Raw genomic sequence first — 26,061 nt, 5'->3', positions numbered from 1 at the left:
GTTCTAATTATTGATATCTAAATCTTTTAATTTTCGGGTTAAGGTATTTCTGCCCCATCCTAATTTTTTGGCAGCATCTTGTTTATGTCCTTTGGTATTAGCCAGTGCACATTTGATCAAAATTTCCTCAAATTGTGGTAAGGCTTTATCTATAATCCCTTGATTACCTTGTGCTAGCTCTTCATTAGCCCAACGCTGAAGCAATGCCTGCCAGTTTTGCTCGCTATCGCTGACTATCGGAGCCGCTTCTGTTAATTCTCCTGGTAAATCATCGAGGTGAATTTCTTTACCGCTAGCCATTACGGTTAAGAAGCGACAAATATTTTCCAATTGTCGAACATTGCCTGGCCAGTCACATTGCGTTAAATACTCTAATGTGGTTTTTTCAAGGGTTTTCGGTTCAACACTTAATTCTTCGGCTGCTTGCTGTAAAAAGTGATTAGCGAGTTGTTGAATATCTTCTTTACGCTCTCTTAAACTCGGTATATGGATGCGAATGACATTAAGTCGATGAAATAAATCTTCCCTAAAATCACCACTAGCAACTTTATCTTCTAAATTTTGGTGGGTTGCAGCTATGATCCTGACATCTACTTGGATTGGTGAATGACCGCCGACCCGATAGAATTGACCATCTGCTAGCACCCTCAACAGTCGCGTTTGAATATCGAGTGGCATGTCCCCGATTTCATCTAAGAACAAGGTGCCATTATGGGCTTGTTCGAAGCGTCCTTGACGAACCGTATTGGCACCAGTAAACGCTCCTTTTTCGTGTCCAAACAATTCAGATTCTATTAAGTCTTTTGGTATGGCCGCCATGTTTAGTGGAATAAATGGCTGTTTTACCCTAGGGCTGTGCATGTGTAATGCATGGGCGACTAATTCTTTACCTGTGCCGGACTCTCCATTGATTAATACACTAATACTCGAGCGGGAAAGCCGGCCTATTGCTCTGAATACCTCCTGCATTGCAGGAGCTTCACCAATGATACCTACCGCTGCCGGACTAGTTTGCTGGTCTTTGGTTTTTGCTTTGAGTTCGTGAGCATGGTTTAACGCACGTTTTGTTAATGCAAGTGCTTCGTCGATATCAAACGGCTTAGGTAAATACTCAAATGCCCCTCCCTGATAAGCATTAACTGCGCTATCAAGATCTGAATGAGCGGTCATAATGATGACAGGGATAGCAGGGAAGCGACTATTAATATCATTTAGCAGCGACATGCCATCGATATTTGGCATCCGGATATCAGAAATAATGACCTCAGGTTGGCTGTGATCTAAAGCAATAAGCAGGTTTTCTGCACTATCAAATGAAGCTGAGCTGATATTGGCATTAGAAAATGCTTTTTCAAGTACCCAGCGAATTGAACTGTCATCATCGACAACCCAAACTTGTTCAGTGATCATGATGCTGCCTCTTGCGTAATTGGTAATAAAATAATGAACTCGGTGTGTCCTGGCTGACTAACACAGGAAAGCTTTCCTTGATGCTGGTTAACTAAAGTTTGTGAAATTGAAAGCCCTAAACCAGTGCCATTGGCTCTGCCTGAAACCATAGGGTAGAACAGGGTGTCTTGTAGTTTTTCCGGGATCCCTGGGCCATTATCAATGATGCTGATTTGAGCAGCCAGTTTGATTTTTTTACCGTTGATAGTTTTATTACTGGCAGCGCGAGTTTTCAGAATAATTTGGCCATCACTGCCTATGACCTGAATAGCATTGTTAATAATATTTAGGATAGCCTGATGGATTTTATCTTCATCAAAGCAAATATCAGGTAATGAAGGATCATAGTCTTTGATGATTTCACTTTGCTGTGGGTTATTGAAACTTACCAGTTGTGCGACTTTCTCTAATACGATGTGGATATTCTGAGTGGCCATTTTAGGCACCTGATTTGGTCCAAGTAGCCGATCAACTAGATTGGTTAACCTATCTGCTTGCTCGATGATCATTTGCGTATATTCTTGCTGTTCTTCATTTAGCTCACGGTTTAATAGTTGAGCTGCACCACGCAATCCGCCGAGAGGATTTTTAATTTCATGTGCCAAGCCACGAATAAGGTCGCGGGCTGATTCCCATTGCTGTTGTTGAAAGGCTTCAGCACTAATTTGTTTTTGCTGATCGATTTGCTTAAATTCCAGCAAAATATGAGGGTTTTTATCAAAAACAACGGAAGAGGCTGTAATTTCTACAGTAATTTTTCTGCGATCAAAAAACTCCAGAATAACGTCACTGTCGCTGAACTCTTGTCCTGAAGTTAACAATTGCTTTAACCGTTTATCACTTATTGGGTTATTAAAGAAGATGGTATTAAGCGTACTGCCTTTTAGTTTATTGATACTTTTGATCAATAAGGCTTCAGCAGCAGGGTTCGCGTATTGAACTGTTAGTTCGCTGTTAAGCACGATCACAGCCGTTACCATTTGATTGGGTAAATTTTGCTGATAATAAAGCTTATTTTTTGGCATCTGGTTATTTGAACTATACATACTATCTCTATGCACCAATATAGTGCAACTGATGTTTCAGTGTAATGCGTTAAATGATTATTTGCACCTTTTAAATGCTTAGTAAGCCTTATTTTACGGAAGCTCGGTGCATATAAAAGATGATGGGATCAGACGATGCAATAACCTTGCCTTTTTCATCAACTAATTCCATTTTTACCTGATGTTCTCCGCGGTCTACATTGCGTAGTACGAACATGGAATGAGGCTGAGGAATATCGTAGGGGGTGTTATCTAGCAGTAGCTTTACTTTAAGGCCTTGTTTAAAAACTGGCTTAATGCGGCCGGAGACATAGACAGAGCCGGTATTATCTCTTATCGTCGCCTGATGAGCTGGCTGGGTGATTTCAACGTCGTATTTTTCTTCGATGACTTTTGGATTGATGTCTAGAATTGATGTATCTATTGATGATGACATCTGGTTGGATTCTTTTACGTCGACTTCTTCGGCACCAGGTTTCGGACTGTCAGAATAAACTAAAACACCGTCTGCGTTACGCCAAACGTATATTTTAGTCGATGTTGCTGATACTGGTACAGAAAGTACGAGTGCCAACAGCATTAAAATTATCATTCTTAACGAAGTCAAATAACTACCTCTTTACGTAGATATACTTATAATCTATCCAATATATTGTTATTTAGCCACAAAAAAAGCCCACCTAAGTGAGCTTTTTTTTTAATCAATTATTTTTTATGATTAAATGCTGTAGTACATATCAAATTCAACTGGGTGAGTGGTCGAGTTTAATAACTCAACTTCATCACGTTTAAGACCTATGTATGCTTCGATCATATCGGCATCCATAACACCGCCAGCCATTAAGAATTCTTTATCTGCTTCTAAAGCATTTAACGCTTCTTCAAGTGAAGAAGCTACTTGTGGAATAGCTAACGCTTCTTCTGCTGGTAAGTCATAAAGATCTTTGTCCATTGCATCGCCAGGGTGGATCTTATTTTTGATACCGTCAAGGCCAGCCATTAACATTGCAGAGAATGCTAAGTAAGGGTTAGCTGATGGATCAGGGAAACGTACTTCAATACGCGTTGCCTTAGGAGTAGGTACAATTGGAATACGAATAGATGCACTACGGTTACGGGCAGAATACGCAAGCATAACAGGCGCTTCAAAACCAGGAACTAAACGCTTGTACGAGTTGGTTGAAGCATTGGTGAATGCATTTAATGCTTTAGCATGTTTGATAATACCACCGATGTAGTAAAGCGCAGTTTCAGATAAACCGCCGTACTTATCACCAGAGAATAAGTTAACACCATCTTTTGCTAAAGATTGGTGAACATGCATACCCGTGCCGTTATCACCAACTAATGGTTTCGGCATAAATGTAGCGGTTTTCCCATAAGCGTGAGCAACGTTATGGACAACATACTTATAAATCTGTACTTCATCTGCTTTTTTCACCATGGTATTAAAGCGACAAGCGATCTCATTTTGACCCGCTGTAGCAACCTCATGGTGATGTGCTTCAACTACTAAGCCCATTTCTTCCATGACTAAACACATGGCAGAACGTAAGTCTTGTGATGAATCAACCGGCGCTACTGGGAAGTAACCGCCTTTAACACCAGGACGGTGACCAGTATTGCCGCCTTCATATTCTGTGCCTGAATTCCATTTTGCTTCTTTATCATCGATGCTGTACATAGAACCAGACATATCGGTGTGGAAACGTACGTCATCAAACACGAAAAACTCTGGTTCTGGACCAATTAAAACGGTATCAGCAATGCCTGTAGAGCGCATGTATTCTTCTGCGCGATGTGCGACAGAACGTGGGTCACGACTATAACCTTGCATAGTAGCAGGCTCGACGATGTCACAACGAATGTTTAAGGTCACTTCTTCTGTGAATGGGTCTAATACAGCAGTTTCAGCGTCAGGCATTAATACCATGTCTGACTCATTAATGCCTTTCCAACCAGCAATTGAAGAACCATCGAACATTTTACCTTCTTCGAAAAAGTCTTCGTCAATCTGATGATAAGGAAGCGACACATGTTGTTCTTTACCTTTTGAATCAGTGAAACGTAAATCAACGAATTTTACATCGTTTTCTTTGATCATATCTAAAACTGCTTGTGACATTGAGCGTCTCCAGTGAAGTTATCGTGTATATTAAAATCAGTTGTTTGCTTTTAAGCTAAATTCGTGCCAAGCATTAATTTCTTTAAAATCAATAACATTTATTCTTGTTAGTGCTTTGGTTGCACCAATATGGGTCGTTGTGTGTTCCGGTTTGGTGCAGTGAGAGTTTAGTGCACTCACTTTGATTATGCCAGTAGGAAAAATAAGCAATCCACTAGTATTTTATTTGTCGCTATGTCTGGCGTTCTCCTGTACAATACGCGCCCAATTATTAGGCCTTAAGAGCATATGCCCGTGTTAGAGAAATTACGTAATATCGCGATTATCGCGCATGTTGACCATGGTAAAACTACATTAGTCGATAAGTTATTAGACCAGTCAGGGACTTTAGATTCAAGAACTGATCTGGAAGAAAGAGTTATGGACTCTAATGATATCGAAAAAGAGCGTGGTATTACTATCTTAGCTAAAAATACTGCAATTAGCTGGAATGATTACCGAGTGAATATCGTCGATACTCCTGGGCATGCCGATTTTGGTGGTGAAGTTGAACGTGTTATGTCAATGGTTGATTCCGTGCTATTGATCGTTGATGCCCAAGAAGGGCCGATGCCGCAAACGCGTTTTGTTACGCAAAAAGCATTTGCTCAAGGTTTAAAACCTATTGTAGTGATCAATAAAATCGATAAACCAGGTGCACGTCCTGAATGGGTAATGGATCAAGTATTTGATTTATTTGATAACTTAGGAGCAACAGACGAGCAGTTAGACTTTCAAGTTGTCTATGCGTCGGCCATAAATGGCTGGGCATCGTTAGAAGAAGGCGAAATTGGTGCTGATATGACGCCGTTATTCCAAACTATCGTTGATCAAGTTCCACCACCAAATGCGGATCCGGATGGTGCATTTCAAATGCAGATCTCGCAATTGGATTATAGCTCTTATTTAGGTGTTATCGGTGTCGGGCGAGTGACTCGTGGTACTGTGAAGCCTAATCAACAGGTTACAGTGCAAGGTTCTCGAGGCAAAATTCATAATGGTAAAGTCGGTAAGGTTTTTGGTTACTTAGGACTTGAACGTCATGAAGTTGAACAAGCTGAAGCCGGGGATATCATTGCGATCACAGGTTTAGGTGAACTAAAAATATCTGACACTATCTGTTGTCCTAGTGAAGTAGAGCCATTACCTGCATTATCGGTAGATGAGCCAACAGTGACTATGACTTTCCAGGTTAATACTTCACCGTTTTCTGGGCAAGAAGGTAAATATGTTACCTCACGTAATATTAAAGATCGTTTAGATAAAGAATTGATTCATAACGTGGCATTACGTGTTGAGCAATTAGATGATCCAGATAAATTTAAAGTTTCTGGTCGCGGTGAGCTTCACTTAGGCATCTTGATTGAAAACATGCGTCGAGAAGGCTATGAGCTTGCGGTATCACGTCCTGAAGTTATTATGAAGGAAGAGGACGGGCAGCTGTTAGAGCCGTATGAAACCGTCACTATTGATGTTGAAGAAGAACATCAAGGCTCTATTATGGAAAAAATGGGGTTACGTAAAGCTGAGTTAACGGATATGGCACCAGATGGTAAAGGCCGTATTCGTATGGACTTTATTATGCCAAGCCGTGGTTTGATCGGTTTCCAGACTGAATTTATGACTTTAACTTCAGGTTCAGGTCTTATCTATCATACATTTTTTGAATATGGTCCGCATAAAGGTGGCGAAATTGGTCAACGTATTAATGGTGTTCTGATTGCCAATGCAACAGGTAAAGCATTAACTAATGCCTTGTTTAACTTGCAAGAACGCGGACGATTAATGATCGGCCACGGTGTTGAAGTTTATGAAGGTATGGTGATAGGTATTCATAGCCGAGATAACGACTTAACGGTAAACGCATTAAAAGGTAAGCAACTGACCAACGTTCGTGCTTCAGGCACTGATGACGCGCAAGTACTTACGCCACCGATTCAAATGACGTTGGAGCAAGCGTTAGAATTTATTGATGATGATGAATTAGTGGAAGTTACGCCAGAAAATATTCGTATCCGTAAAAAGTGGTTGAAAGAGTCAGATCGTAAGCGCGAAAGTCGTTCTGTGAAAAAATAAGCTATTCGCTTTTTATATATTCAATGCCGTAGTAAGTTTTTACTACGGCATTTTTTATGGCTTTTCGTCAGTCTTGCTCAAGACTGACAACGTACAAACTATAGCTACTATCAACAGTTCCCGTGTAAGACATGTCTCAAAGTCATGTCAGATTTAAGTTGATATCTATTCAGCCTTCGCTCAATGAACTTAATTATATCTATGATATTTATAGTTTTTATTTAATAGAGAACATTCGCTAAAAGTTAGAGGGCTAATGTTGCTCAATATCTAAACTGGCTGAATATTAAATGCTTGCTACACTTTATAGGCAGTTGAGATAGGCCTGTGTCACTTGCTCTGAATCATTTGAGCTTAGGTACTTAAGGCGAATGTGGAGTGGGTACCATGGATAAAAGGAAAGTAAACCGGCTGAATACATTATTTGAAAAAATGGTGTCGGATGATGCCAATATAAATGAACGTCGGGAATTAGATCAGCTCTATCAAGAATATATTAATGATGGGCGTGACCATCCACGTAGAAAATCATTAAATGATTCTTTTAGAAAAATAGCAATGAATTAAAAATCTGGACCAATAATAATAATTAAATAAAGGGAATTGAAGGATGTCGCCTGAACAATTACGAACTCTTCAAAAGTTAAGTCATATGTTTGAAGAAGGGCTCGCTGGGCCTAAAGAAATTAAGTTGTTATCTGAATTATTAGCAACGATAAATCATCATAAAGACTTTTTAGAAGAACAAAATATTCAGTGTCTTAATAAAATAATGGAACCGTTTTAGCCTTAAAAATTTATCAAGATAAAAAAGGTTAGCTTTGATCATCACAGCTAACCTTTTTTGTTTTATTAGCCGGATGTTTTGAGTGAATCAATAAAGAGCTGTGAGTTACTGATTGCTTTATTCATTTCATTTATCAAGACATTAATATCTTGCTTTAACCCTTGATATTCACCTTTTAATGCACCAATCGCTTGAGCATTTAAATTATGTTTCAAAAATAAGGTGTTATCTTTTAACGTTGCTAATATTGGCGGCATTTTATCAGCGGCTTTATGCATTGCTTTGAGTAAAGTGTTATAACGTCCTTGCGTGCTGATCAACTTGCTTTGACTTTGCCGTTTTAAACTGGCACTGGAATATTGAGTGATTTCTTCTTGCCACTCATCAAATAATGCCTGAGCAACATCTTCGATGGCTGAAATCCTGTCGTTTACTTCTTCAGCTGCTTGTAAACTCGCCTGATAATGCGTTTCACTTTGCTGATAGTGGCTTTGTAAGTCGCCACCGTCAAAATTGATAAGTGTAGTCAGTTGCTCAAGTGCACTTTTAAATTCTTGCTTTGCTTCTTGTTGTGAATCACTCGCTTTTTCGACCCGGTCAATTAAGATATCGCGTTTGTGAAGACCCACTTTTTCCATTGCCGAATAATAGGCAGATTGACAACCGATAGTGCTAAGCAGCAATATCGCTAGCCCTGTGCTAAGCCATTTATTTTGCTGCGCCTTCATGATTAATCCGAGCTTTTATACCGAGCGGCATCAATAATGGACCAGACATGAAAAATAAAGCCTGGGAGCGCCATAAAAAATAAAATGCCTGTCGCTGCCAGCGCGTAGTTAACCCAGGTTAACAGGAAAAAGATAATTGCTGCTAGCACTCTCCCTTGAACCAACTGTCCTAAACCAGCAACAAAAAAACTACAAATTGCTGCAAGTACATTACCACCTGAACCTTGTCCTGACATAAAAACTCCTGTTGAATAAAAAATCACTATAGGCTTATCTTACCTATTCATAATATACTGTAAAGATAAGATCTTAACTATAAATGATTATGAAGTTTATCGATAAAGTATTTGTCCATCAGACATGGGATATTTTAAAACAATTTGGTTCGTTTTTTGTTAAACGAATGTCTGCGGAACAAGTGCATGTCAGTGCCGGTTATTTATCTTATGTCACGTTAATGTCGTTGGTACCTATGTTGGTAGTGATGCTTTCAGTGATGACAGCGTTTCCTATTTTTGCTGAAATTAAGGAAACGATAGAAGGTTTTGTTTATCAAAATTTTATCCCAGCATCTGGTGATGTCGTCAAAGAACATATTACGAGTTTTGTTAATAATGCGTCGAAAATGTCGGCCATTGCCATTACGTTTTTATTCTTGTTTGCCTTATTGCTGATATCGGCCATTGATAAAACACTGAATAAAATTTGGCAAGTGAATAAAAAGAGAAAAGTAGTTACTGCGTTTTCCATGTATTGGATGGTGCTGACTCTGGGACCTGTTCTGGTTGGCAGCAGTATTGCTGCCACCACTTATATCGCGAAGTTGATGTCATTTGAGCAGTATGACTTATTTGGAATTGCCAATGTTTTAGTGCGTTTATTACCTCTTTTGGCCTCTATTGGGGCATTTATTATTTTGTATTTAGTGGTGCCCAATAAAGATGTTAATTTTAAATGTGCACTTTTTGGCGCTATTTTGGCTGCAGTATTATTTGAAATTGCGAAAAAAGGTTTTGCCTTCTATGTCACTCAGCTACCGTCATATCAGGCTATTTACGGGGCATTGGCCAGTATTCCTATTTTATTCTTATGGGTATATTTATCCTGGTTAGTGGTATTATTTGGGGCACTGTTCACGGTCTGCTTAGAAGATTTCCTCACCCAAAGGAGTCATGATGTCTCGTAATCTCTTTCCTAAAATTAGCACTTATAAAGAGCAGTGGCTTGAAGTGGATAATATCCATAGCCTTTATATCGAACAATCAGGTAATCCGGATGGTATTCCTGTGCTCTATTTGCACGGTGGTCCAGGTGGTGGTTCAAGTGAGAATCATCGACGTTATTTCGATCCTGATAAGTATCGCATTATTATTTTTGACCAACGAGGTTGTGGTAAATCTACCCCTTCGCCATCTATAAAACAAAATACTACAGAAGAATTAATTAAAGATATTGAAGCGATTCGTAGTCATTTAAAGATAGATAAATGGCTCATTGCTGGCGGTTCCTGGGGCACCACTTTGGCGATGTTATACGGCATCGCTTTTCCGCAAACTGTGTTGGGATTTATTTTACGTGGCGTTTTTTTAGCGACTCAAACTGAATATGACTGGCTTTATAAAGCCGATGGAGCTGCAAAGTTTTTTCCAGAATATTATCAAGAGTTTTTAATGCCGCTGGCAGAAAAAGATAAACAAGAACCTTTAGCGGGTTATCAGAAAATTTTTGCTTGTGATAATGAAGTGGCAAAGATAGCAGCCAGTAAAGCCTGGTATTTATGGGAACTACGTTTATCCACGATAGAGCATCAGCATATCGGTAGTGCACAAATTGAAGATCCTCATCAGGCCCATTGCATGGCGCAGTTATCACATTATTATTTCTATCATCAGAGTTTTATTGCGGAAGATTTTATCATTAACCATATTGATAACATTAAGGATATTCCGGCAATTATCATTCATGGCCGTTACGATATGGTGTGCCAATTAAACAATGCTTATCGGTTAACTAATGCTTGGCAAAATGCCAGCTTGCAGATATTACCTCAAGCGGGTCATAGTGGCTTTGAGCGTCAAACGATAGATGCGTTGTGTAAAGCAACGGAAGTGATGGCTAATTTTTTACGAGAGAATAAAAAATGATCGCATTAATTCAGCGTGTGACGAGTGCCAGCGTTGAAGTAGAGCAGCAAGTTGTCGGTAAAATTAATCAAGGGCTATTGGTTTTATTAGCGATAGAACCCGATGATAACGAGCAAAAAGCTAAACGTTTGGCGGAACGGGTTGCGGGCTATCGTGTCTTTGAAGATAGTGATGGTAAGATGAATCTTAATGTGAAGCAGGTCGTCGGTGATATTTTGGTTGTTTCTCAGTTTACCTTAGCCGCAGATACGACTAGAGGAATGCGGCCAAGTTTTACCAGTGCAGCGGCTCCAGCGTTAAGTGAATCGCTATATCAATATTTCTGTCAGCAATTAAGACATTCGGGCTTTAAAGTGCCGACTGGGATTTTTGGAGCTGATATGAAAGTGAGTTTAGTCAATGATGGCCCGGTAACCTTTAGTCTAACGATTTGAACATTAGGCTTTGCCATACTGCCATAGTTGTTGCCAACGGGTAAATTGATGCGGTCTGAGTGATGATAGTTCGCGGCTTGGTCGATGAGCCTGACTATAGATGTGGACAATTACATTGCGGTACTGTGGAACAATAAAGTAGCGCATCTGTCGTCTCGACGTTATTTTGCCGAGATAACTTAGCGCTTTATTAAGTTGGGTTTCGCTCAAATCAACCAAATTAATGGAGAGCCAAGCGTGTAGTGGCAGTTGTTGTAACAGTTGATGAATTAATTGCAGTGATATCATTTCGTTTTGATTATTCTGGTAGATATCAAATATAAGCCAGTCGGTATCTAGCCCATTTTGCTGAGATAACCAGGCGCTAGCATCTTGACATTGAAAAGAGCAATTGATTTGCTCGGGGTTAAAATATTGCTGAAAGCATTGTATGACTTGCAGGCTGCTTTCGACACTGGTTAACTGACATTGTGGTAGCAGTTGATTGGTGAATTTTAAAAGATTGCCACCACCGAGGCCAAATTCGATAATTTTTTCAGGTTGAATAAATAACAGTGGCAAGGTGATGAAATACTGGTGAGGTAAGGTCAGACGTGCTGGTTTGCGTTTAAGCATAATGCTTTGTACTACATCGCTAAAGCACAGGAAGCGATAGTGATAACTTTCTTTAATTGTTATCTCTTCCTGTTCCTTAATTAGATAGATTATTTTGCTAGCTTGTATGTGACGATCTAATTTCATTAACTATCAACTAATTGATAAAGAAGTAGTAATAAAATTAAGCATAGACAATGATTGAATGTAGAGCACCTAAAACTAAAGAAGAATTTCAACAGTATTATCAGTTGCGCTGGCAATTACTGCGTAAGCCTTGGCAACAGCCAGAAGGAAGTGAGCAAGATCAATGGGAAAGCCAGTCGATACATAGAGCTGTATTTGAGCAGCAGCAGATTGTTGCCGTTGGCCGTTTGCATTTTATTAATCAGTATCAGGCGCAAATACGTTATATGGCAGTTAGTGATGCTGCATTAGGTAAAGGTTATGGCAAACTGTTAATTAACGCTTTGGAATATCAGGCGCAGCTTCGCGGGGCAAGAAAAATCACTCTGGAAGCGCGGGAAATTTCCGTAGGCTTTTATCAGCACCACAATTACCTTGTATTGGCCAAATCTCATCTGTTGTTTCAGCAAATTAAACACTTCACTATGGAAAAAACACTGTCACCTTTAGCTAGTCATCTGGGTGAGCAGGCTAGGCTATTACAAAATACTTGGCATAGCACTATTCCAATGAGTAAGGCAATGAACATTGCTATTAGTTATTATGATGGCAGTAAGCTGGCGACTCATTGTGAGCCGTTATTCAATAAGAACCTGCACAATACCATGTTCGCTGGCAGTATTTATACCTTGGCAACGCTAACCGGCTGGGGCTGGGTTTATTTGCAACTGGCAAATAATCATTGTCAGGGAGATATTGTATTAGCTGATGCATCGATTAAATATATTGCTCCTGTTGCAGGCGTTGCCAGCGGCCAAACAAATAATGAAGTTGCCAGCGGCGAGTGTGCTCCATTACTTAAACAGCAAAAAGCTCGCTTTAACGTCGAAGTCAATATTTACTCCGGCGATAAAGTTGCAGCAAAATTTACCGGTAAATATGTGGTGATCCCTAAAGATGAATAATTACAAACAGTATATATACGCATTACTAATGTTACTAACCAGCTATTCTTTATACGCTAACGATGAACTGAATAATGTGCTGGATAGTTACCATCAAGCGGCGGCGGCGGCTGATTTTAAGCAGTATTTTGCTTTATTAGCAGATGAAGGAGTGTTTCTCGGAACCGATGCTAGCGAACGCTGGAGCAAAAAAGAATTCGCTCAATATGTTAAGCCATATTTTAATCAGGGAAAAGGTTGGAAATATGTTAGTACTGAGCGCAACTTTTCACCGATAGCAGGCACTAATTTAGTATTTTTTGATGAGCTGCTACACAATGATCATTATGGCCAGTGTCGAGGCTCAGGCGTATTGCGTTTGAAAAACAACCAGTGGCAAATTTTGCAGTATAACTTATCGGTAATGGTGCCGAATGAGGTATCAAGTGAAGTGGTGTCAGTGATCAGAAATGTTGAAAAGGCTAACTAATGGCTTCTTCCGTTGCTATTGTAGGCTGTGGCTGGTTAGGGCAGGCGTTAGCTAAAGACTTAGTGAAAGAGCAGATAGAAGTGGTGGCAACCACTCAATCGCCGGAAAAATTAGCTATGTTAGCTAAACTTGGCGTGCAGGCCAAATTGTTCTCTTTGCCTTTATTACAAGAGCCTGATCAACAAGATTTAGTCTTTAATTGTCATACCTTAGTGATCGCGATCCCGCCAATGATCAGACAAGGTAAGCAAGATTATGCTGACAAAATTGCTCAGCTTGTTAACGGTGCAGAACGAGGTAACGTCAGTAAAATTATTCTAATCAGTACTACTGCAGTCTATGATGGTTATAGCGGTAGAGTGACAGAAGAGCTCCCCTTAAAAAGAGAGTTAGCTAAAGTTGATTTGTTAGCGCGAGCTGAACAACAGGTATTAGGCTTTAGTGGTGTTAGTGTTGTACTGCGTTGTGCCGGCTTAGTGGGAGAAGATCGCCATCCGGGCCGATTTTTTGCCAATAACCGGGTATTAAAGGCGCCAGGTGCCAGTGTTAATTTGGTTCATCAGGTTGATGTGGTTGCCATCTTACGTTTGTTCATTGAGACAGAGCACAGCGGTATTTTTAATGCGGTAGGTGATACTAATATCACCAAAAAACAGTTCTATCAGGCTGCAGCACAAGCGTTAAATTTACCTTTGCCGACATTTGAGATAAACAGTAAGGACGATTCAAGCCGTAAAGTCGTTGGTGACAAGTTAATCAAGCTATTGAATTATCAATATCGTTATGGCGATTTAGTGAGCTGGTTGTCAAAGTAGCTCGCGGTAGTTTTCAGCGATTAGGGTTATTTGTCTGGTTCAACCAATAAAGAAAAGCTATCTCGGCAGATAATAGTGGCATAACTACCTTTTTCCAGTTTTTGCCCATCACTCAGTGCGTTCCAGCGGGTGCCCTGATAACTGACTTTCCCTGGATGACTACCAGGACCAATACGCTCTATTACTTTGACTTTCTTACCATAGTTGGTTAATTCCTGATGAAGATTGTTGCCCGCTTGATCGCGTAGAAAAAACTTTTTACTAAAAAAGTATAAAATAGCCAGCAAGATAATCACAAAGATGCACCAAGCGGATAAGGCGATTTGCCAAGTGAGCAGTAATTGCTGCTGGACGCCAATTGCCACAAGTAATGAGGCGATACCAATATTTAATAAAATGCCGCTAGCAATAAATATTTCAAGACATGAAAAGAGCAATGCCAGCACGATCCAAGTTTCAAAATATAATAGATATTCCACTGATAACTCCTTGGTAGTCTACAGTATAGAATCTTATTTGTTCGCATTGTTACGCTAGTTATTAGCATAGCATAAAGTAAACAAAACGTTTCTTAACTGTAACTTTTACGTTATCAGCGGAGCATTCCATTATTGAAATTTTGTTGCTAGATCTCTATGTTCCAGCTTGGTAGCCAGTGGTCGTAGAATCCCTTCGGCGATGATAGCGGCATACAGTATGATCAATAAATTTACTGCAAACGCAGGATAAAAAATTTCATTGCTGGTCACTGCTTCATTACTTGAGAAAATCGCAATTGTACCTATCAATGCCGCTATTAAAGCCGCACCGTAAATAAAAGAGACTTGTTTTTTTAATATAATGGATAAAAACTCACTAGCGGGAGAGTGGTTAATGTCATTGGTAAACAAATAACCTAATCCGGTAATAGATTTAACCAAACCATGTGAACCAAAGGCGATAACAGTTGATGAATAAGTAAATAATACTAAAAACAGAACGCCATAAAAATCGGCGAACATGCCTAGATCGCCTCCTAACAGAACTAACATTAAAATTGCGCCACACACTACGATTAAGGCTAATAAACTTTGCATAATATTTTTCCTTTTCCAATTAACATCTGGGTTTGAAGAAACAGGAAATAATTCTTGTGGTGAAATATCAAATGCTGCCGCTAAGGCTAATTGTGTTTCAGCTGAACTGTTACCATCTTTTTCTGCTCGCTGGACTGTGCGTAAACTTAAGCCCGACGCTTTGGCTAACAGCTCTTGCGACCAGCCATTATTTTTTCGAAAATGTTTGACCCGTTCAGGTGATAAATTTGCACTTAGTTTTTGCAAAGGAGACTCCAAAATTACTTGCTTGTTTCGCTGGAAAATATCGCTGAAGTGATTTTTTTTAGCGAGAAAATCGTTACGTCATTATAGCGTCATTGTTATGACAGGCTATAGATTTATTGGCTTGTAGCTTTATAGGTGTCGCCGTCTTTTGCCATCATTGCTATCAGGATATTACTTATAAGGATGTAGGTATTTAGTTTTTCTCTAGAATCAGAAAATTGGTCATACACCCTGTAAATAAAAAGCCGGCTAGTGCCGGCTTTAATGTATTGGTAAAACAACTTGGCGTTAATTGAGACGCCATTAACTTAAAGTGATAAGTTGTTTAAAATATTGTCTTCTACTAAGTTAGCTAACGTGACCTTAAGTTTAGGTGTGCGCGCCATTTCACGTTTGATGGCGAAATTGGCTTCTTCGTTACGCGCCCAACTACGACGAGCGATACCATTGTTAACATCAAACAATAACATCGACTTTAATCGGCGTTCTGCGGCACTTGAGCCATCAAGTAACATCCCGAAACCACCATTAATTACTTCACCCCAACCGACGCCGCCGCCATTGTGGATTGATACCCAGGTTGCGCCGCGGAAGCTATCACCAATGACGTTATGAATTGCCATATCGGCAGTAAAACGGCTACCGTCGTAGATGTTTGAGGTTTCGCGAAATGGTGAATCGGTACCTGAAACATCGTGGTGGTCTCGGCCTAATACTACTGGGCCTATTTCACCTGCGTTAATGGCATCGTTAAATGCTTTCGCTATTTCCATACGCCCTTGGGCATCGGCATAAAGGATACGCGCTTGTGAACCAACCACTAATTTGTTTTGCTTAGCGTCTTTAATCCAGGTGATGTTGTCCTGCATTTGTTGTTGAATTTCTTCAGGCGACTCTTCCATAATTTTGCTTAGCACTTTTGCGGCAATAGCGTCAGTTTTGTCTAAGTCTTCCGGGTTACTTGAGGTACATACCCAGCGGAATGGGCCAAAACCGTAATCAAAACACATAGGGCCTAAGATATCTTGTACGTAAGATGGGTATTTAAAGTCAATACCGTTTTCCGCCATAACATCACCACCGGCGCGAGATGCTTCTAATAGAAACGCATTACCATAATCAAAGAAGTAAGTACCACGCGCTGCATGCTTGTTAACTGCAGTTGCGTGACGTCTTAATGTTGCTTGTACTTTCTCTTTGAATAGCTCTGGCGCTTCTCGTATTAAGCGGTTTGACTCTTCATAGCTAATATCAACAGGGTAGTAACCGCCTGACCAAGGGTTGTGCAATGAGGTTTGGTCTGAACCTAAGTGAACAAAGATTTCTTCGTTATAAAAGGTTTCCCAAACGTCGACTACGTTACCAATATAGGCAATAGAGACTACTTCTTCATTTGCTTGGGCTATTCTAACACGGGTAACTAAGTCATCCATGTTATCAATAAGTTCGTCAACCCAGCCTTGTTGATGGCGTTTAGTGGCTGCTTTCGGGTTCACTTCGGCACAAACGGTAATACAGTTTGCTATGTTACCGGCTTTTGGTTGTGCGCCACTCATACCGCCTAAGCCTGCGGTAAGGAAAATTTTACCATTAGGCGTTTCACCCTTATTCAACACCTTACGAAATGCATTCATTACGGTAATTGTTGTGCCATGCACGATCCCTTGTGGTCCAATATACATAAATGAACCTGCGGTCATTTGGCCGTATTGAGTTACCCCTAGCGCATTAAACTTCTCCCAGTCATCTGGCTGAGAGTAGTTCGGGATCATCATACCGTTAGTCACTACCACGCGTGGTGCGTCTTCAGATGATGGGAATAAGCCCATCGGATGACCAGAATAAAGGTGTAGTGTTTGGTCACTTTCCATCTCGCTTAAATACTTCATTGCTAATAAGTATTGTGCCCAGTTTTGGAATACTGCACCGTTACCACCATAGGTGATAAGTTCTTCCGGATGTTGGGCAACGGCTGGATCTAAGTTGTTGTCGATCATCAGCATAATCGCGGCAGCTTGCTGACATTTTGCTGGGTAGTCAGCAATTGACCGAGCCTTCATGTCATAGTTTGGCTTGAAACGGTACATGTAAATGCGGCCAAAATCTTTGAGTTCTTGGGCAAATTCAGTCGCCAACTCTTTGTGCCATTCTGCTGGGAAGTAACGCAGGGCGTTTCTCACTGCTAACTGTTTTTCTTCGGCTGAAAGAATATCTTTACGCTTAGGCGCGCGGTTAGCATCAACAGGGTAGGGTTTCGCTGGTGGTAACTCGCTCGGGATACCTTGTTTGATTGTTTCTTCAAAGCTCATGGCTGTTTTTTGAAAATTCATGGTAACTCCCTATTACTTTTCTAAGCTAACGGTAAAGGCTTGTGATTTTACTAATGCGATTAATGCATCAATATCTGGCTTTAATAGTCGGTCTTGTTCAAGCTTATCGACTTTCGCTCTAATAATGTCGAAGTTGTGCTCTATGATATCTGAGCATTTATTTGGGCGTCTAAAATCAATCGCCTGCGCAGCGTACATTAGCTCAATCGCCATAATCTTCTCTAGGTTACCTAAGATTTGATTGAACTTGCGACTTGAAATGCTGCCCATAGAAACATGATCTTCTTGACCCATTGACGTTGGCACACTGTCTGCTGACGGAGGAAAACACAGTGATTTGTTTTCGGTTACTAAGGCTGCTGTTGCGTATTGCGGGATCATCATGCCAGAATTTAGACCACCAGAGCTGGTTAATAGTCGAGGTAAACCATGTAAACCTTCTAATAATAAGTAACAGCGACGGTCTGAAATATTCCCCAGTTCTGCAACAGCAATCGACGCATAGTCAAGCACCATGGCTAATGGTTGGCCGTGAAAGCTGCCGCCAGAAATTGCTTCTTCATCACTGATAACAATTGGGTTATCTGTGACCGAATTCATTTCAATTTCTGCTAATTCTAACAGGTGGTTATAGGCATTACGTGATGCGCCATGAACTTGTGGAATACAACGTAATGAATATGGATCTTGAACGCGATCACAATCGGTATGCGCTGCCATATTTTCAGAATCTTTGAAAAAACCTCGCATCCGAGTCGCCACTTCAATACAGCCGGCGAATGGGCGAGTGGCATGGAGCTCCTCTCTAAATGGTGAGCTGCTGCCTTGCATACCTTCAATACTCATGGCGCCAGCTAAATCTGCTAAATCTAACAAGTAGCGCATCTTAGTTAAGCCAGTGATAGCGTGCGACAAGATAAACTGGGTACCGTTAATTAGTGCTAAGCCTTCTTTAGCGTGTAATTCCATGGGCGCTAAACCATGTTCTTTTAAAGCTTGCGCCGCAGGTACTGTGTTATTTCCATGCCCCTCGTCATTTTGCCAAAACTCACCTTCACCGAGAAGCGGTAAAAATAAATGAGCTAGTGGTGCTAAATCACCAGATGCGCCGACAGAACCTTGCTCAGGTACTACAGGGATAAGATCAAGTTCAATAAAGGCTAACATTCTTTCAACTGTTTCCAGACGAATGCCGGAGAAGCCTTGGCTCAATGCATGCACTTTAGTGATCAACATTAATTTTGAAATTGCTTTAGCGATCGGCTCGCCAACACCAACGGCATGGGTGATAAGGAGGTTTTTCTGCAGTAAATTAGTTTCTTCTGGAGTGATCTGAGTATCACATAACGGACCAAAGCCCGTATTGATACCATATACCGCTTGATCAGAAGCTGCCATTTTTTCCACTCTTTGGCGGCTGGTGTTAATTTTATCTATAGCTTCTTGGCAAAGCTCAGCTTTAATACTGCCATTAGCAATACCATTGACAATATCAAGGTTCAGACGGTCGATACCATATTTAAACGTCATCGTAACGCTCCTAAATTAAAAAACTAAATGGCTGCCTAATCGGTACTTATTACCAGGCGCCGTTAATATTGCTAAACTGACGACTCCCTGGCTTGACCAGGTGCGTCGTTTAACTTGTAAACAGGGGATAGCTTGATCAATGGCCAATAACTGGCAGACAGCATGATCTGCAATGACAGCTTCAATCTCATGAGTCGCCTCTGTTAACGGCGCTTCAATTGAAAGATATTCATGCGGTGTGATCTGGGTAAAATTTTGTGCTAAGTAATTGGGGACCAACTTGCTGTTAACATACCGTTGTTCTAGCTGGATTGGTTGGTCGTTTTCAAAATGCAGCACTTCGGAATAAAATGCGCTATCGTTTTCTTTGAGATCGAGTAAAATAGCGACCTCGTGTGTAACTGCGACTTTTTTTAGTGTAAGTTGTTCGGCATGATGCTGGTGGCCGCGCTGTTGGATTTCATCAGCAATATTACGGATTTCCAGTAAGGAAGACTGTGACTTAAAGGTGGCAACAAAGGTACCTGAACCTTGAGTGCGGATCAATAAACCTTGTTCAGTCAGTTCTTGTAAAGCTCGTCGGGCGGTCATGCGGCTGACAGAAAACTGTTCCGCCAGTTCATTTTCAGACGGCACCTTGGCATGTTGTTGCCACTGTCCCGATTCGATCATTTGGCAGATATGTTCTTTAATGACAGTAAATTTTGCTTTTGCTTGTGTCATAACGGATAACCAGTAAATCACTAAGATAAGTCAACTTGTATATACAATTTCATATTTCAGGCTAAGTGTCAATGGTTGTATATACAAGCTTGCTAACTTTTATACTCTCAGGTAAAGTTCTCGTCAGTTTTAGTGCTTAAGCTTAGCTGGCTTTTTAATTTTTGGGTGACTTAATGAACCACATAACTTCGACAAACTGGCAGACAGTATTTATCAATGTAAACCTGGCGACCATGACGGATGGCGCAAACAGTTATGGGGTGATAGGACACGCTGCATTAGCGATTGCAAACGGGAAAATTGCCTGGTTAGGTGAAATGTCAGATTTACCTGATTTTGAACAAAACCAGGTTGAAGTCATTGACGGGAAAGGACAGTGGTTAACACCGGGGTTAATCGATTGTCATACCCATTTAGTCTATGGCGGTAATCGCGCGAATGAATTTGAAATGCGTCTGGAAGGTAAAAGTTATCAGGAAATCGCTAACGCTGGCGGAGGTATTGTTTCGACGGTGGCGGCAACAAGAAATGCCACTGAACAGCAGCTTTTTGATAGTGCATTAACTCGATTAACAGCTTTGCATCAGCAAGGGGTGACGACACTCGAGATAAAATCAGGCTATGGTTTAGACACAGAAAATGAAATTAAAATGCTCAAAGTGGCTGGGAAGTTAGCAAAGGCATTACCGATGACGATTAAACGTACCTTTTTAGGTGCACATGCCTTGCCGGTTGAATATAAAGATGATCCTGATGGTTACATTGATCTGGTTTGTACTGAAATGTTACCTCAAATCGCCTCTACACAATTAGCCGATGCTGTTGACGTTTTTTGTGAAGGCATAGGCTTTGACATTAAGCAAACAGAACGGGTGTTTGCCGCGGCTAAACAATATGAATTGCCGGTAAAAGTACATGCTGAGCAATTATCCAATTTAGGTGGTACAGAACTCGCGGCGAAATATCAGGCATTGTCTTCGGACCATATCGAGTTCCTTGACGAAGTCGGCGTGAAAGCAATGAAACAGGCTAATATGGTGGCAGTATTATTACCAGGTGCATTTTATTTCTTGCGTGAAACGCAGTTGCCGCCGATTCAACAATTACGTCAGCAGCAAGTGCCTATGGCGATAGCGACAGATGCGAATCCGGGTTCTTCACCAATTAATAACCTGCAATTAATGCTAAATATGGCCTGCACGCTGTTTAGATTAACACCGGTAGAAGCACTAGCTGGGGTAACTTGTGTTGCGGCGAAAGCGCTTGGTGAACAAGAGCATAAAGGCCAGCTCGCCGTTGGATTTGATGCCGATATCGCTCTTTGGAATATTTCACAGCCGGCAGAGCTTTGCTATCAGTTTGGTGTCAATCCGTTAGCCAGTTTGTATAAGTTTGGTCAGAAAGTCCTTTAAGCGAATAAGGCTTTGTTTATACTATAAGTAACAATATCTTAGTACGTATGCTTGTAAACTGAGGCTGGCAAAAGCCCATTAACAGGAATAACTGGATTAGCTTTTCTGGTAATATTTTGTCTATACTGTAGGGCATACCTAGGTTGTGCCTGATTGAGCAGTAAGAGGCGAAAATGAATCCTATTAAAAATGGCTTAGCGCGTCTAAGTCTTGCACTATTGTTAGTTTTTTCAAATGTTGCATTCGCATCCCCGATGAATGACGTCCTGCCACATTATAATCTTATTGAGTTTAATATTGCCTTTATTTTAGGATTAAGCTTACCCGTACTCGTCATCATCGGATTTTTACAGCCGATTCTCGCGGTTTCCTGGCGTTATCCTGCGTTAATGACATTAACGCTGCTGGCGCAGTTTTATGCCTTGCTTTATCTACAGCAATTTCAGACGATGACTGTATTAGCGACAGCAGCTACTTTTCTCTCTTTAGCTTGTTTGTGGCTGGTTGAACAGCAAGGTGAGCAGTTTAGTCAAAGCCGTTTTAACTGGTTAGTAGCCGGCGCTTTGCTGCTATTTATTAGTCTTGCTTTAGGGGTTAAAAACTATGATGTTTATCCATTGTGGCTTGGCTATATTGCCGCTATTACGGCAATTGCTGGTTTTGTCCAATTTTCGGCGAAAAATGATGCCAATATACGAGTACTGTTAACTTGGGGGGTTACTGCCAGCTATAGCTTTGCTGTTTATCTATGGCTTAATGTCGAGTTAAATTTGCTAAGCATGCTGATATTAGCGGTATTAAGTTATATTGCAAATCTTTTGACTGGCTGTTGGGCTATGGTGCAAAGGTTGGTTGATAAGTTTGCGCAGATTAAGCTTGCGGTTAACAGTAGTGAACCCTTGGTGACTCAACCCGATACAGTTTTTGATCCCATTACTAACTTACCTACTTATCAGCAAGGACTTGCACAATTAACTCATGCGTTGAGAAACCAGCAAGACGATCAATTTGTTGCCATTGTATTTAAGCCGCTAAACTTTGAACAAGTTAATAAAATATTAGGGCACCAAAATTCCGATATTTTATTATTGCAACTTGCTTATAGCTTGCAAAAAAAAGTCAGTGACAATCCTTTGCTACTGAATTTTGCTAGTATGGCTGCGCCTGTGAAAGTATGTCGCCTGCAAGGTTTGGATTTTCTTGTGGTAGTGAATGCTAGCTTATCTAATCACCCGATAAACAGTGTGGTTGAAGATATTTGTCAACAGTTAAATAAATCAGTGCCTCAGGCTGTTAGTTTCAAAAGCTTTTCACTTAGCTTCGAACTGGCATTTGGCATTGCATTACAAACGGAAAAGATACGAAGTAGTGAGGCACTGCTGGCTCAGGCAAGCGATGCGCTATTAGAAGCTGAACGTAGTCATCAACAAATTTGCTATTTTGATCAGCAAGCGAGTTTATACACTCAGCAGCAGTTAGCGAAAATGGAAAAACTGAAACAGGATGTCAAAGCAGAAAAACTAAACTGGTTGGCATATCCGCAAGTCTCTTTGAGTGATGGCAAGTTATCGGGGGTTGAACTGGCTATTGACTGGCGGGATAACGAAGGCACGGTATTTTCATCAAAAGAATTTCATCAGATCGCTGAATTTAGCGGTGAAATTCACCGGATTAGTCGGCAATTAGTACAACATGCTTTTAGTGTGCTTAAAGCGATGCATGATCAGGGGGCTGAACAAAAGGTGGCTATTAATCTATCGAGTTCCGCGTTGTTAGAGCCTGACCTTGCTGACTTTATTGAGCAACAATCGCTAGCTGTTGGTGTGGACATGCAGTTCTTAACGATAGAAATATCAGAACAAGTACTATTAGGCGCCCCTTTTCGAGCACGGATGATGATAGATCAATTACGAGTATTAGGTATCAATATTGCGATCGATGATTTTTCAGGTAGTTATGAAGCTTTGCGTTACTTACGTCGAGCGTCTATTCAACAAGTGAATATTGAATGCTCACAACTGGATATAAGCGATGGTGCGCAATATGAAAAGCCTATCGTTAACGCCTTGATAAATGTCATCCGCCAGATGAATATACCTATAGTGGCTACTGGCATTAATAATCAGGAGATAGCGAAGTCTTATCTATTGATGGGAGGAAATGTAGCACAAGGGAAAGCGGTACAATCGGGGATTCATTTAGCGGAGATCAATAACTGGCTTACCGCATGGCAAGCCAGAAAAGAAAGTGTTTAGCTTTTTTTTATTCAATATCTAACGGGTCGGGTGAAAGGATGATGCCGGTATTGTCGGCATAAATATGGTCGTCAGGAAGAAAGGTGACACCCGCAAAGTTAACGGCTAAATCACTTTCACCTAGCTCATTGTCTGTCGCGCCAACCGGAATAGAAACTAAACCCTGAATTCCTATCTCGATATCTTCCAACGCGTCGACATCTCTGACACTGCCGTAGCAGACGATACCTTCCCAGCCATTTTTAGCTGCTGCTTCGGCAATATAGCTGTCGATTAGTGCGCGACGAGTTGAACCTCCCCCGTCTATTACCAGTACTTTGCCTTCACCATCGGTTTCCACTAATTGAGTGATCAGGCCATTGTTTTCGAAGCACTTAACTGTAACTACTTTTCCGCCAAATGAGCTTCTGCCGCCATAATTACAAAAAATTGGCTCTACGACATCGATTAAATCTGCGTAAATATTACATAATTCTGACGTGTTGTATTCCACAATAGATTCCTTAGTGAAAAATACGATTGTAACGCTAGTATACCTGTCCTTAGCTGAGGTACAAGCGTGAGTAGTAATATTGTGCTTGTAATCATTAGGGAAACGCTATTTAATTAAGCAAGGTCAAAGTTTTAAGGGAATATCTTCGATAATGGTGGCTAATGTTTTTGCCTTAAGCTTTTTGTTTCTGGTCGAAGCGATTGTTTTTGGTGTTTTGGCCTATTTACTCCATTCATTTTATCAATCAGCTTTAAAGCGCTATGCTAAATTTTGGTGTTATAGCCTAGTTGCTTTAAGTGTGCATTTCGCTGTTTCTGCGCTGCAGCATGCTCTTCTTCAGTACAGTGAAACTTCATTACTACAAGTGACATTGACTTGTATCGCACAAATTAGTCAGTATTTGTTTGTGCTGTTATTTTGTTTCGGTTGTCATATTAGCCGTGAAAACATTCAATATAATAATGCTAACGTATACGGTTTACTCTCAATAGCGGTTTTGCTTGGAGCTTTCTGCAGTTTACTATTTGCATTTAATGAAAATGGGGCGTTTAGCCGTTTTTACCTACGCGAAAGTTTAGCCGATTTGATCTTTGCCGGGGTATTTCTCATCACTTTGTTGTTATTGCTTAAACATGAAAAACGGCATTTTGTTGCCAAGTTGTTTATGATTTTTAGCGCGATATTAACGGTGCGTTATTTCTTTTCGTCGTTTATCTCTATCGTATTTGTCAATAATAATGGTTTTGGCGCTATGTTTAATACTCTGGTTTATTTTGATTTTGGCGCGTTTGCAATATTGGGGTATCTGATGTTGCTGTGGATGCACAGCGCAGAGCGAAATACGGCTGAAAGAGCGATAAATAGAGCAACATATTTAGGTAAGCATGATCAGCTCACCGGAGCACTAAATAGGGAACAGGTGATAGAAAAATTACCACTTGCTATTGAACAGGCTGTCTCGAATCGTCTTAAGTTACAGATATGTTTAATTGATTTAAAGCGTTTTAAGTTTGTTAATGACAGCTTTGGTTTGAAAACTGGGGATATGATTTTAGGTGAAATAGCCAATCGCCTCAGTGATAGTATTTTTTTACCGAAAGTAGTGGGACGGCTGAGTGGCGACTCATTTATTTTTGCCCTAGAGATCTCTGAAGATAGTCAACAGGAAAAAGCCGCGAAACATTTACATGATCTTATTTCTCGGCCCTGTTATTTAAACCATCAGGAAATACATCTGCAGGCGAGTGTTGGTTATTGTTTGGCGCCAGTTGATAGTTCTGACGCCGAAGAGCTATTACAGCAAGCAAATTTAGCCTTATTTCAGGCGGAAAGTCATAATGTTGCCAGCGTTAAGTATAAAGATGGTATGCAATCTCATGGCAGGCGCTTGGTAGAAGCGGAAAAAACCATCCGGCAGGCGTTAGCACAACAAGAGTTTATCTTATATTTTCAGCCTCAACTAAATTTACTGACCAATCGTATTGATGGCGTTGAAGCATTAGTACGTTGGCAGCACCCTGAAAAGGGCTTGTTAGCGCCAGGAGAATTCTTGTCTGATATTGCGGCACTCGGCTTAAGTGGTGAACTGGATAATTACGTGCTTGAGCTGGCCTGTCAAACTAATGCCCGCTGGTATCAAACCTATCGGCGGCGAGTAGCTATTGCGGTGAATTTAAGTGCGACAGAGTTTCAGGACCCTAAGTTAATCGCAAAAATCCAAACGCTATTGCTCAGTTATGACATCCCTCCCAAATATCTGGAATTAGAAATTACTGAGGATGTGGTGATCACTGATATCCGTTCAGCAATGGATACTATCTTCGTTTTACAAAATATGGGTATTAAAGTGTCGATCGATGATTTTGGTACCGGTTATTCGTCATTGGCATATTTAAGAGATTTACCGATTGATAAAATTAAAATTGATCGGAGCTTTATTACCGAATTTGCTGCTAATGATTCTGACTTAACGATTGTCAAATCTATGATACGTTTATCTCATGGCTTAGGTAAGCGGGTATTGGCAGAAGGAGTTGAGTCTATTGAGCAGTTGAACTTGCTACGAAAATTAGGTTGTGATGCTGTACAAGGCTATTTTATTAACCCACCGTTACCAGAAGAAAAATTTGTCAGCTACTTAACGCGAAAATAAGCGTATTTGATATTAGCAACTATACTTCAACTAGTTACGTGCTCAAG

Annotated in this window: 25 protein-coding genes; 12 read left to right on the top strand and 13 right to left on the bottom strand. The window is 40.6% G+C overall.

Annotated features, from left to right (window positions below):
* Positions 1–3 precede the first annotated feature (3 nt).
* The 4 genes from glnG to glnA form a co-directional block, all read right to left on the bottom strand.
* The gene (gene glnG / locus QQK06_RS07200; protein WP_284243988.1) at positions 4–1,410 is read right to left on the bottom strand and encodes a nitrogen regulation protein NR(I); all 1,407 of its coding nucleotides are present in this window, start codon (positions 1,408–1,410) and stop codon (positions 4–6) included.
* Positions 1,407–2,495: a nitrogen regulation protein NR(II) gene (glnL, locus tag QQK06_RS07195; protein ID WP_284243987.1), complete on the bottom strand. Its 1,089-nt coding sequence runs from the start codon at positions 2,493–2,495 to the stop codon at positions 1,407–1,409. The genes glnG and glnL overlap by 4 nt, the downstream gene beginning before the upstream one ends.
* A gap of 88 nt (positions 2,496–2,583) precedes the next feature.
* Positions 2,584–3,102 carry a DUF4124 domain-containing protein gene (locus tag QQK06_RS07190; RefSeq protein WP_284243986.1) on the bottom strand — a complete coding sequence of 173 codons (519 nt, stop codon included), beginning with the start codon at positions 3,100–3,102 and terminating at the stop codon, positions 2,584–2,586.
* A 111-nt stretch (positions 3,103–3,213) separates the two neighbouring features.
* On the bottom strand, positions 3,214–4,620 hold the full coding sequence (gene glnA, locus QQK06_RS07185; protein ID WP_284243985.1) for a glutamate--ammonia ligase: 1,407 nt from the start codon (positions 4,618–4,620) through the stop codon (positions 3,214–3,216).
* Positions 4,621–4,914: 294 nt separating this feature from the next.
* Between glnA and typA the strand changes: the two genes are divergently transcribed.
* The 3 genes from typA (at position 4,915) to QQK06_RS07170 (ending at position 7,522) form a co-directional block, all read left to right on the top strand.
* Positions 4,915–6,735 carry a translational GTPase TypA gene (gene typA, locus QQK06_RS07180; RefSeq protein WP_284243984.1) on the top strand — a complete coding sequence of 607 codons (1,821 nt, stop codon included), beginning with the start codon at positions 4,915–4,917 and terminating at the stop codon, positions 6,733–6,735.
* A gap of 387 nt (positions 6,736–7,122) precedes the next feature.
* Entirely contained in the window at positions 7,123–7,302 is a 180-nt protein-coding gene (locus tag QQK06_RS07175; RefSeq protein WP_284243983.1) for a hypothetical protein, read from the top strand.
* Between the two features lie 43 nt (positions 7,303–7,345).
* The gene (locus QQK06_RS07170; protein WP_284243982.1) at positions 7,346–7,522 is read left to right on the top strand and encodes a hypothetical protein; all 177 of its coding nucleotides are present in this window, start codon (positions 7,346–7,348) and stop codon (positions 7,520–7,522) included.
* Between the two features lie 65 nt (positions 7,523–7,587).
* Here the strand turns inward: QQK06_RS07170 and QQK06_RS07165 are convergent, their stop codons facing one another.
* Complete coding sequence (locus QQK06_RS07165) at positions 7,588–8,250, bottom strand: DUF2959 domain-containing protein (protein ID WP_284243981.1); 663 nt, start codon at positions 8,248–8,250, stop codon at positions 7,588–7,590.
* A gap of 2 nt (positions 8,251–8,252) precedes the next feature.
* A complete protein-coding gene (locus QQK06_RS07160; RefSeq protein ID WP_284243980.1) occupies positions 8,253–8,486 on the bottom strand; it encodes a hypothetical protein in 234 nt (77 codons plus the stop codon).
* An 83-nt stretch (positions 8,487–8,569) separates the two neighbouring features.
* On the opposite strand from QQK06_RS07160, the gene QQK06_RS07155 reads away from it, so the two are divergent.
* From QQK06_RS07155 to dtd, 3 genes are read left to right on the top strand one after another with little or no spacing between them, the layout of a single operon-like run.
* A complete protein-coding gene (locus QQK06_RS07155; protein WP_284243979.1) occupies positions 8,570–9,436 on the top strand; it encodes a virulence factor BrkB family protein in 867 nt (288 codons plus the stop codon).
* Complete coding sequence (gene pip / locus QQK06_RS07150; protein WP_284243978.1) at positions 9,426–10,394, top strand: prolyl aminopeptidase; 969 nt, start codon at positions 9,426–9,428, stop codon at positions 10,392–10,394. Before QQK06_RS07155 ends, pip begins: the two co-directional genes overlap by 11 nt.
* A complete protein-coding gene (gene dtd, locus QQK06_RS07145) occupies positions 10,391–10,828 on the top strand; it encodes a D-aminoacyl-tRNA deacylase (RefSeq protein WP_284243977.1) in 438 nt (145 codons plus the stop codon). The genes pip and dtd overlap by 4 nt, the downstream gene beginning before the upstream one ends.
* A 3-nt stretch (positions 10,829–10,831) precedes the next feature.
* On the opposite strand, the gene QQK06_RS07140 is transcribed toward dtd, so the two are convergent.
* On the bottom strand, positions 10,832–11,569 hold the full coding sequence (locus QQK06_RS07140; protein ID WP_284243976.1) for a class I SAM-dependent methyltransferase: 738 nt from the start codon (positions 11,567–11,569) through the stop codon (positions 10,832–10,834).
* Between the two features lie 50 nt (positions 11,570–11,619).
* On the opposite strand from QQK06_RS07140, the gene QQK06_RS07135 reads away from it, so the two are divergent.
* Genes QQK06_RS07135 through QQK06_RS07125 form a run of 3 tightly spaced genes read left to right on the top strand, consistent with a single transcriptional unit; the run spans position 11,620 to position 13,797 of the window.
* Complete coding sequence (locus tag QQK06_RS07135; RefSeq protein ID WP_284243975.1) at positions 11,620–12,513, top strand: bifunctional GNAT family N-acetyltransferase/hotdog fold thioesterase; 894 nt, start codon at positions 11,620–11,622, stop codon at positions 12,511–12,513.
* Positions 12,506–12,982 carry a nuclear transport factor 2 family protein gene (locus tag QQK06_RS07130; protein ID WP_284243974.1) on the top strand — a complete coding sequence of 159 codons (477 nt, stop codon included), beginning with the start codon at positions 12,506–12,508 and terminating at the stop codon, positions 12,980–12,982. Before QQK06_RS07135 ends, QQK06_RS07130 begins: the two co-directional genes overlap by 8 nt.
* The gene (locus tag QQK06_RS07125) at positions 12,982–13,797 is read left to right on the top strand and encodes an NAD(P)H-binding protein (protein ID WP_284243973.1); all 816 of its coding nucleotides are present in this window, start codon (positions 12,982–12,984) and stop codon (positions 13,795–13,797) included. Before QQK06_RS07130 ends, QQK06_RS07125 begins: the two co-directional genes overlap by 1 nt.
* 26 nt (positions 13,798–13,823) lie before the next feature.
* On the opposite strand, the gene QQK06_RS07120 is transcribed toward QQK06_RS07125, so the two are convergent.
* The 5 genes from QQK06_RS07120 to hutC form a co-directional block, all read right to left on the bottom strand.
* The gene (locus QQK06_RS07120; RefSeq protein WP_284243972.1) at positions 13,824–14,276 is read right to left on the bottom strand and encodes an NfeD family protein; all 453 of its coding nucleotides are present in this window, start codon (positions 14,274–14,276) and stop codon (positions 13,824–13,826) included.
* Positions 14,277–14,405: 129 nt separating this feature from the next.
* A complete protein-coding gene (locus QQK06_RS07115) occupies positions 14,406–15,119 on the bottom strand; it encodes a helix-turn-helix domain-containing protein (protein WP_284243971.1) in 714 nt (237 codons plus the stop codon).
* Between the two features lie 308 nt (positions 15,120–15,427).
* Positions 15,428–17,428 (bottom strand): urocanate hydratase, encoded by a 2,001-nt coding sequence (hutU, locus tag QQK06_RS07110; RefSeq protein ID WP_431313657.1) that lies wholly within the window; start codon positions 17,426–17,428, stop codon positions 15,428–15,430.
* Between the two features lie 33 nt (positions 17,429–17,461).
* Positions 17,462–18,979, bottom strand: a complete 1,518-nt coding sequence (hutH, locus tag QQK06_RS07105) for a histidine ammonia-lyase (protein ID WP_284243969.1) — start codon at positions 18,977–18,979, stop codon at positions 17,462–17,464.
* 15 nt (positions 18,980–18,994) lie between these two features.
* A complete protein-coding gene (gene hutC, locus QQK06_RS07100) occupies positions 18,995–19,702 on the bottom strand; it encodes a histidine utilization transcriptional repressor HutC (RefSeq protein WP_284243968.1) in 708 nt (235 codons plus the stop codon).
* Between the two features lie 173 nt (positions 19,703–19,875).
* On the opposite strand from hutC, the gene hutI reads away from it, so the two are divergent.
* Both hutI and QQK06_RS07090 read left to right on the top strand, forming a co-directional pair.
* The gene (gene hutI / locus QQK06_RS07095; protein WP_284243967.1) at positions 19,876–21,114 is read left to right on the top strand and encodes an imidazolonepropionase; all 1,239 of its coding nucleotides are present in this window, start codon (positions 19,876–19,878) and stop codon (positions 21,112–21,114) included.
* 173 nt (positions 21,115–21,287) lie between these two features.
* Complete coding sequence (locus QQK06_RS07090; RefSeq protein WP_284243966.1) at positions 21,288–23,369, top strand: GGDEF domain-containing phosphodiesterase; 2,082 nt, start codon at positions 21,288–21,290, stop codon at positions 23,367–23,369.
* A 7-nt stretch (positions 23,370–23,376) separates the two neighbouring features.
* Here QQK06_RS07090 and rraA read toward each other — a convergent pair whose 3' ends face one another.
* Positions 23,377–23,862: a ribonuclease E activity regulator RraA gene (gene rraA / locus QQK06_RS07085; RefSeq protein ID WP_284243965.1), complete on the bottom strand. Its 486-nt coding sequence runs from the start codon at positions 23,860–23,862 to the stop codon at positions 23,377–23,379.
* A 151-nt stretch (positions 23,863–24,013) separates the two neighbouring features.
* On the opposite strand from rraA, the gene QQK06_RS07080 reads away from it, so the two are divergent.
* Positions 24,014–26,014 (top strand): putative bifunctional diguanylate cyclase/phosphodiesterase, encoded by a 2,001-nt coding sequence (locus tag QQK06_RS07080; RefSeq protein ID WP_284243964.1) that lies wholly within the window; start codon positions 24,014–24,016, stop codon positions 26,012–26,014.
* Positions 26,015–26,061 lie beyond the last annotated feature (47 nt).

The sequence above is a fragment of the Thalassotalea insulae genome, from assembly GCF_030161395.1.
Classification (GTDB): Bacteria; Pseudomonadota; Gammaproteobacteria; order Enterobacterales; family Alteromonadaceae; genus Thalassotalea_E; species Thalassotalea_E insulae.
The sequence above is the reverse complement of the archived record's forward strand: the minus strand, read 5'-3'. Positions and strand labels throughout refer to the sequence as shown.

What these genes read in the sequence shown, in the direction of transcription:
- glnG (WP_284243988.1), bottom strand. Translation starts at nt 1,410, where the DNA reads ATGATCACTGAACAAGTTTGGGTTGTCGATGATGACAGTTCAATTCGC.
- glnL (WP_284243987.1), bottom strand. Translation starts at nt 2,495, where the DNA reads ATGTATAGTTCAAATAACCAGATGCCAAAAAATAAGCTTTATTATCAG.
- glnA (WP_284243985.1), bottom strand. Translation starts at nt 4,620, where the DNA reads ATGTCACAAGCAGTTTTAGATATGATCAAAGAAAACGATGTAAAATTC.
- QQK06_RS07175 (WP_284243983.1), top strand. Translation starts at nt 7,123, where the DNA reads ATGGATAAAAGGAAAGTAAACCGGCTGAATACATTATTTGAAAAAATG.
- QQK06_RS07170 (WP_284243982.1), top strand. Translation starts at nt 7,346, where the DNA reads ATGTCGCCTGAACAATTACGAACTCTTCAAAAGTTAAGTCATATGTTT.
- QQK06_RS07165 (WP_284243981.1), bottom strand. Translation starts at nt 8,250, where the DNA reads ATGAAGGCGCAGCAAAATAAATGGCTTAGCACAGGGCTAGCGATATTG.
- QQK06_RS07160 (WP_284243980.1), bottom strand. Translation starts at nt 8,486, where the DNA reads ATGTCAGGACAAGGTTCAGGTGGTAATGTACTTGCAGCAATTTGTAGT.
- QQK06_RS07155 (WP_284243979.1), top strand. Translation starts at nt 8,570, where the DNA reads ATGATTATGAAGTTTATCGATAAAGTATTTGTCCATCAGACATGGGAT.
- pip (WP_284243978.1), top strand. Translation starts at nt 9,426, where the DNA reads ATGTCTCGTAATCTCTTTCCTAAAATTAGCACTTATAAAGAGCAGTGG.
- dtd (WP_284243977.1), top strand. Translation starts at nt 10,391, where the DNA reads ATGATCGCATTAATTCAGCGTGTGACGAGTGCCAGCGTTGAAGTAGAG.
- QQK06_RS07140 (WP_284243976.1), bottom strand. Translation starts at nt 11,569, where the DNA reads ATGAAATTAGATCGTCACATACAAGCTAGCAAAATAATCTATCTAATT.
- QQK06_RS07135 (WP_284243975.1), top strand. Translation starts at nt 11,620, where the DNA reads ATGATTGAATGTAGAGCACCTAAAACTAAAGAAGAATTTCAACAGTAT.
- QQK06_RS07130 (WP_284243974.1), top strand. Translation starts at nt 12,506, where the DNA reads ATGAATAATTACAAACAGTATATATACGCATTACTAATGTTACTAACC.
- QQK06_RS07125 (WP_284243973.1), top strand. Translation starts at nt 12,982, where the DNA reads ATGGCTTCTTCCGTTGCTATTGTAGGCTGTGGCTGGTTAGGGCAGGCG.
- hutU (WP_431313657.1), bottom strand. Translation starts at nt 17,428, where the DNA reads ATGAGCTTTGAAGAAACAATCAAACAAGGTATCCCGAGCGAGTTACCA.
- hutH (WP_284243969.1), bottom strand. Translation starts at nt 18,979, where the DNA reads ATGACGTTTAAATATGGTATCGACCGTCTGAACCTTGATATTGTCAAT.
- hutC (WP_284243968.1), bottom strand. Translation starts at nt 19,702, where the DNA reads ATGACACAAGCAAAAGCAAAATTTACTGTCATTAAAGAACATATCTGC.
- hutI (WP_284243967.1), top strand. Translation starts at nt 19,876, where the DNA reads ATGAACCACATAACTTCGACAAACTGGCAGACAGTATTTATCAATGTA.
- QQK06_RS07090 (WP_284243966.1), top strand. Translation starts at nt 21,288, where the DNA reads ATGAATCCTATTAAAAATGGCTTAGCGCGTCTAAGTCTTGCACTATTG.
- QQK06_RS07080 (WP_284243964.1), top strand. Translation starts at nt 24,014, where the DNA reads ATGGTGGCTAATGTTTTTGCCTTAAGCTTTTTGTTTCTGGTCGAAGCG.